Annotated in this window: 4 protein-coding genes; 1 reads left to right on the forward strand and 3 read right to left on the reverse strand. The window is 32.3% G+C overall.

Features of this window, described 5'->3' with window-relative positions; genetic code table 11:
• The 3 genes from FPG59_RS12745 to FPG59_RS12755 all read right to left on the reverse strand — a co-directional run.
• On the reverse strand, positions 1-1,116 hold a 1,116-nt coding region (locus tag FPG59_RS12745; protein WP_086454970.1), incomplete at its 3' end, for a glycoside hydrolase 100 family protein.
• Complete coding sequence (locus tag FPG59_RS12750; RefSeq protein ID WP_086454971.1) at positions 1,116-2,492, reverse strand: MFS transporter; 1,377 nt, start codon at positions 2,490-2,492, stop codon at positions 1,116-1,118. The genes FPG59_RS12745 and FPG59_RS12750, both read right to left, overlap by 1 nt.
• A 90-nt stretch (positions 2,493-2,582) precedes the next feature.
• The gene (locus FPG59_RS12755) at positions 2,583-5,207 is read right to left on the reverse strand and encodes a TonB-dependent receptor (protein WP_086454972.1); all 2,625 of its coding nucleotides are present in this window, start codon (positions 5,205-5,207) and stop codon (positions 2,583-2,585) included.
• A gap of 158 nt (positions 5,208-5,365) precedes the next feature.
• On the opposite strand from FPG59_RS12755, the gene FPG59_RS12760 reads away from it, so the two are divergent.
• Positions 5,366-6,400 carry a LacI family DNA-binding transcriptional regulator gene (locus tag FPG59_RS12760; protein WP_086454973.1) on the forward strand — a complete coding sequence of 345 codons (1,035 nt, stop codon included), beginning with the start codon at positions 5,366-5,368 and terminating at the stop codon, positions 6,398-6,400.
• Positions 6,401-6,453 lie beyond the last annotated feature (53 nt).

Below are 6,453 nucleotides of genomic sequence, written 5' to 3' on the forward strand. Positions count from 1 at the left end.
GCTCCATGTGCAATACAAAACCCCATTAGGCAATTGGGTTTTACTATTGAAATTTTCGTAAAAACTATAATTATCAATTTTGTTAATAGCATTTATAGCTTGAAGTATTTCTATAGCTTCTTCTTTTTTTGCTGAAGATAATAAGGCGAGTCCATAAAAACCATTAACCATAGACCAACTTCCACCATTATGAAATTCGTTTGGAAAGTTCCTAAATTCGTATTTATAATTATTTTTAAGCAAGTTCCAGTCAGGGTCATTCTCTTTTATTGGTGGCCAGAAAGCAGGTAGCAATTTTAATGGCATTTTATTTTTCAAGTCTAATGAATACGACACTACATCTTCTTGAAGTGCAGGTGTTCCAATCTTTAAGAGTAGCACTAAGGAATTAGCAAAAGCATCAAACTGCATCTTATAACCTGCTGGCGAAAACGAACAAGGCATGAAATTTTGAATATTAGCTTCCTTGTATGCTCTTTCGTGGTATTTCTCTCCTATTGAATCAGGACAAAAATTAATTACTAACTGTTGCGTTATTTGTTCAATTTTACTTGATATCAAATCACTTTTGCAAAAATAATTATAACTTTTAAGAGCCCATACTCTCAATAATTGATCATAAAGCACATATCCATCTGTTATGTATTCATCAGCCCAATTACCAGAAAGAGGCACATAAAGCAAATGTTTATTATTAAATTCCCAAGCTTCTAAAAGCTGTAAACACTTTTGAATATTACTCTCATATTTTTGAATGAATGTGTGGTCCTTTTTATAAAAAGCGTATTGACAAACACCTATAATAAACCAAGTTACTGCATCTACCCTTCCTGCTAAACCTCCATAGCTCACTTCTACATTATCTCCATCTATCATTACATTTGAAGGAATTGTACCGTTATCATGCTGATTATTTGCTAATGTTTCTAATGTATCAGCAAAGGTCTCAATCAATTTTTCATCAGCAGAGGCTAATGCTGCTAAACCACAAATAACTCCATCTCTAGCCCAAACTCTTTTGTAATTTGAAATGTTTTGAGCACTTGCTAAAAACCCTGCTTTAGACGAAGCATTATGTAATAGTTCAATTGCTTTTTTATAATCTATATTTTCCATTATACTATTGCTTCTTTTCTGTTTTTAACAGTTATAAAAAGAGTGAAAATTGCACCTAAAATTAAAAAAACACCTGCTAGTTTAATCACATTCAATGGATTTTTTCCTAATAAATCATATACAAAGTATTGCATGGTCAAGACTTGAATCGCCATTGGTATAACAATAAACATGTTGAAAATACCCATATAAATACCCGTTTTATCTTTTGGAATAGAGCCAGCCAAAAGCTGATAAGGCATAGCCATCATAGAAGCCCACGAAATTCCTAAACCAAATGAGTATAAAAAGATGGTTGTTACGGCTACGTTTTCTCCAAACGGATTATGCATTACAAATAGAACATCTACATTGTTTAAAAATGGAATACTCAATAAACCTATTCCGCCCAATAATAAAGCGAAAAAATGAACTCCTTTTGCCCCGATTTTAAGTGCTAAAGGAACCAATAAAAAAGCAACCATAAAACAAATGATATTATAGGTTCCATTTAAGCTGCCAGTCAACAATTGAGCTTGAGAAAACCCTTGTGATGCTTGGTCTGTAGTCTTAAAAATTGAAATTGAAAGTGTAGATGTGATGTATTGCCAATAACAAAACATGGCATACCAAGTAAAAAATTTAACCGGTATTAATTGTTTCATTGTTAAGGGCATTGTTTGGAAAGCCATTACAATGTCAACAAAAACCGTTTTAAAAATATTTTGATTCTTCTTTTCATTAATTACGGCTAACTCCTCTTCAGTGGGTGGATATTCTTTTGTTGTAAAAACTGAAATCAAAACCGAAACAATGGAAGCAAATGCTCCAATGAAAAAAGCCCAATAAGTATAGGTTGGAATTCCATTTGCTAATTTATCCGTAATTGCCAAAATCCCTAATACCACTAAAATAGCAGGGGTAAAATTAGCCAATGTTATACCTAATCCTGTAAAGAAACTTTGCATCAAAAAACCTAATGATTGTTGTTTTTGATCTAATTTGTCAGCTACAAAGGCACGATATGGCTCCATGGCCAAATTATTTGCAGCATCTAAAATCCACAGCAAACTTGCTGCCATAAAAATAGAATTAGAAAAAGGCATTACTAGCAATGCAAAACTTGAGATTAAAGCTCCAATAAGGAAAAATGGTTTTCGGCGACCAAATTTTGGTGACCAAGTGCCGTCACTAATCGCTCCAACAATAGGCTGAATTATTAAACCGGTAATAGGACCTGCAAGCCATAACATCGGTAAACTGCCTTCATCAGCTCCTAGATATTTATAAATTGCACTCATGTTACTTTGTTGCAACCCAAAACTGAATTGAATTCCAAAGAACCCAAAATTCATGTTCCATATTTGCCAAAAATTAAGTTTTACCTTTTTAAACATGCTCCTATTTTTTTTTAAAATTAAAAAAAACAACTCCTATATTTAAAATACAGGAATTGTCTAATCACTAATTAATCATGAAACATTTCATTAAAATCTATATGACAAAGCCATAGAAATTGATCTTCCAGTCAATGACCTTGCTCTTACATAGTTTACTGTATTCTCAGTTATATTTCCTTCTTCTGCCTCTGTAATTGCTAATGAGTTGAAAATATTATTACCAGATAGATTCACTGATAAACCTTTTGTCAAACCTACTTCTACAAAACCATTTACAATTACAAAACCATTCATTACAAGTTGATTTGAGTCTTGAGCAAAAGCTTTAGTCTGACCAATAAAACTTAGACCTAAAGTATTTTTCTTATCCATAAATTTAAACGTTGGCATTACACCATACATTAATTTAGGCTGTCTTCTTGGCTCATTTCCTTTATCTGCACCTGATGTTATTTCTGCTTTAGTATACGTCATTGACCCTCTAAGGTTCAAATTGTCTGACAAATCATATGCTGACTCAAGCTCTAAACCTAAAGATTTGTAATTATTTTGTCTAATCACATTTGCACCAGCTTCATAACCTGCTTGCTCATCAGTTTTAGAACTAAAAGCTGTTGCATAAACATATCCTTTATTAAATTTTTGTTTGTATCCAATTTCTGATTGCATTAAAAAATCCAAAGCGTTGATTTTATCTCCATCTAAATAATCCAAGCCATTAAATAAAATTCTATCAGCCTTTGCAGATGCTCCTCTACTAACTCTAGCAAATAATGATTGTTTCGCATTTAACAAATAGTTCCCTCCTAAAGTGTATGAAAAATAGTCGTAAGTATAATTAACTGGAGTATCATTTGCAGTATTTACAGCAAAAACATTGTTCTCCGGTGCTGATAATATTCCGTCATTATTGATGTCGTAACTTGTTGCTGTCCCGCCTGTAAAAGAACCAGTAACTTTTCCGTTATCATATCGTACCCCACCTTCAAAAGATAAGTTTTTAGATAAATCAAATGAAACATTTACGTAAGGTGCAGATACGTTATACTGCGTATCGTAATTTCTAGCTAAATTACCCCAAGCAGGAGTTCCATAAGCATAGAGTCCGTTTTCAGACAATAGATTTCCGTTAACATCCTTTACATTAATTAAACGCGGATTATTGTCTGATACTTCTTGCAAGTAAGAGTTCCATAACCAAGACATTGAAACGTTTTGCATTGATTTGAAAAACCCAAAAGTAACACCTAAATTATCTATTTTCTTTGTTAATCTCAAATCATTCATAAAATTACTCATGTCGTTCAATTGTGTATCAAACATATGAACTCTAGCTACTAATCCATTTGGAGTATTAAAAGCTGTCCCATCATTTGCATAACTTAGCGTAGAACCTGCACCAAAAGAATTTGCAATTGCAGTAGCTGTACCCAATTCAGCAGGAAATGGAGATATAAAACCACCACTGTTTGCAGAATAACGTAAATTATCCGAAACTTTCCAGTCATTATCTAAATCAAAAGTAGCACTAGCACCTATAGATTTTGAAATAGGGTGCATTCCATTTGCAACTTTTTCTCTTCTTACATTTCCATCTGTCCCAAGCCCTACATTATGGTTTAAATAAATAGATTGCATTGATCCTCTAGTAGCATCATATCCATCTACGCTCGTCCATTTTGGATTAGCATTTGTTCCAGAAACCTGAACAGGCATTGGCATATATGCTACTGCTCTATCATTTAAAAATTTAGCATAAACCGTTACTGATCCTTTTTCAAACTCTTTTGTAATATTGAATTTTACTTGGCCACCATTATTGCTATTAAAACCCGTTTTTCTAACGCCTTCACCTGTTCTATAAAAACCACCTACATGAAAATACAATCCATCACCTATTTTAGCCCCGTAATCAATATCTGTTCTGAAATTTTCATAATCTAGTCCAAAAGTAGTACTCATAGTTCCTCCTTCAGTTTTCCCAGTTTTACTAATGAAATTGATAATTCCTCCAGGAGAATTGGAAGATAATGTTGAAGCTGAACCTCCACGAATAGCCTCAATTCTTGCCACATTACCATCAAATCTTGTAAAGATATCAGCCGTTGCAAAAGCAATATCTCCAAATAATAATACCGGAAGGCCATCTTCTTGAATTTGCAAATATTTAGAACCTCCAGATGATATTGGCACACCACGAACTGATATGTTGGAGTTTCCTTCTCCTCCAGATGATTCTGAGCGTATACCTGGAATTGTTCTAAAAATCTCAGCAGTAGATCTTGGTGCAGACTGCTCTATTTCTTTTGTATTTATTGAAGTGATAGAAACACTAGATTTAATTTTGGTTCTAGGATTAACTACACCTGTAATAATAACATCATCAAGTACATTATTATCTTCGGTTAAAGTTATATTCTTAATTACATTTCCATTTACTTCAATTTTAAACATAACATTTTTATATCCAATGTATGAAGCAATAAAATCAAAAGTTCCATTTTTAAGATTTGAAAAATTATATTTTCCATCGATATCTGTAACAACTGACTTTGAGGAATCTTTAATTAAAATATTAACACCTGGTATTGGTGCTCCATTAACATCCGAAACAACTCCTGTAACGGTCGAATTTTGCGCAAAAGAAAGATTAAATAGTAGTAATGCTACAATAACCCCTATTTGCCTGATGAATAAAATAGACTTTTTCATGGTTTTAAAATAAATTAGTTAATAAATTTTAGTTGGTTTAATTATCAAATGTATAATTATAAAGAAACAAAATAACGAATCACACAAACGAAAACGTTTTCGAATTACCGAAAACGTTTTCGATTTGATATAAAAAAATATTTCACCATATTTGTTTAATGAAAGAAGCTACTCTTAAAGAAATTGCAGAAAAATTGGGCATATCCATCACCACTGTTTCTAAGGCATTAAAAGACTATCCAGACGTTAGTTTAAAGACAAAAGAAGCGGTCATTTCATTAGCAAAAGAACTCAACTACAGTCCAAATTCTTTTGCTGTCAATCTAAGAACAAAAGAATCAAAAACCATTGGCTTAATAATTCCGGAAATTGTTCATCATTTCTTTTCAAATGTTATAAACGGGATTGTTGCTGAAGCTGAAAAAAATGGCTATCTAGTCATCATTCTGCAGTCAAATGAATCTTTAGAATTAGAAAAAAAACAAGTTGCTTTGCTTATCAATAAAAGAGTTGATGGAATAATTATTTCACTCTCAAATGAATCAAACGATGACAGCCATCTTATGGAAATTATAGCACGTAAGATACCATTTGTACAATTTGATAAAATTGCAAAGTTGATTCACAGTTCAAAGGTGATTATTAACGATCAAATTGCGGCCAGAAATGCGGTTCAACATTTAATAGACAACGGATACCGAAAAATTGCACACATCAGAGGTCCCTTAAACCCACAAAATGCTATTGATCGTTTTATTGGCTATAAAAAAGCATTAGAAATAAACAACATTCCCTTTGATCCTTCTTTAGTCTATACTTGTGAAAAAGTAACTTTTCAAGAAGGAATAGATTTCGCAAAACAAATTATGATTGACCATCCTGATGTTGAAGGAATATTTGCCATCACAGATCTTGTTGCTGTAGGCGTACTTTCTTATTTTAATGATAAAGGAATAAAAATTCCAGAACAAGTTGCCGTAATTGGCTTTAGTAATTGGTTTATGTCTCAGGTACTAACTCCTAAACTTAGTACTGTTGATCAACCTAGCCATGAAATGGGAGTAACATCATTTAAATTATTATTAGAAGAAATGAATTGTCACAAAAAAGAAATTCCTTTTACACCAAGAACAATAGAACTCGAAACAAAAGTTATTGCAAGAGAGTCTACTTTTAAAAAAAATTACATCTAATATAAAAAATCAATATTTCTTTTTATTCCCGCAAACTTTGTACGTTTAATAGG

The organism is Flavobacterium sp. FPG59 (assembly GCF_002150205.1).
Classification (GTDB): Bacteria; Bacteroidota; Bacteroidia; order Flavobacteriales; family Flavobacteriaceae; genus Flavobacterium.

What these genes read in the sequence shown, in the direction of transcription:
- FPG59_RS12760 (WP_086454973.1), top strand. Translation starts at nt 5,366, where the DNA reads ATGAAAGAAGCTACTCTTAAAGAAATTGCAGAAAAATTGGGCATATCC.
- FPG59_RS12755 (WP_086454972.1), bottom strand. Translation starts at nt 5,207, where the DNA reads ATGAAAAAGTCTATTTTATTCATCAGGCAAATAGGGGTTATTGTAGCA.
- FPG59_RS12750 (WP_086454971.1), bottom strand. Translation starts at nt 2,492, where the DNA reads ATGTTTAAAAAGGTAAAACTTAATTTTTGGCAAATATGGAACATGAAT.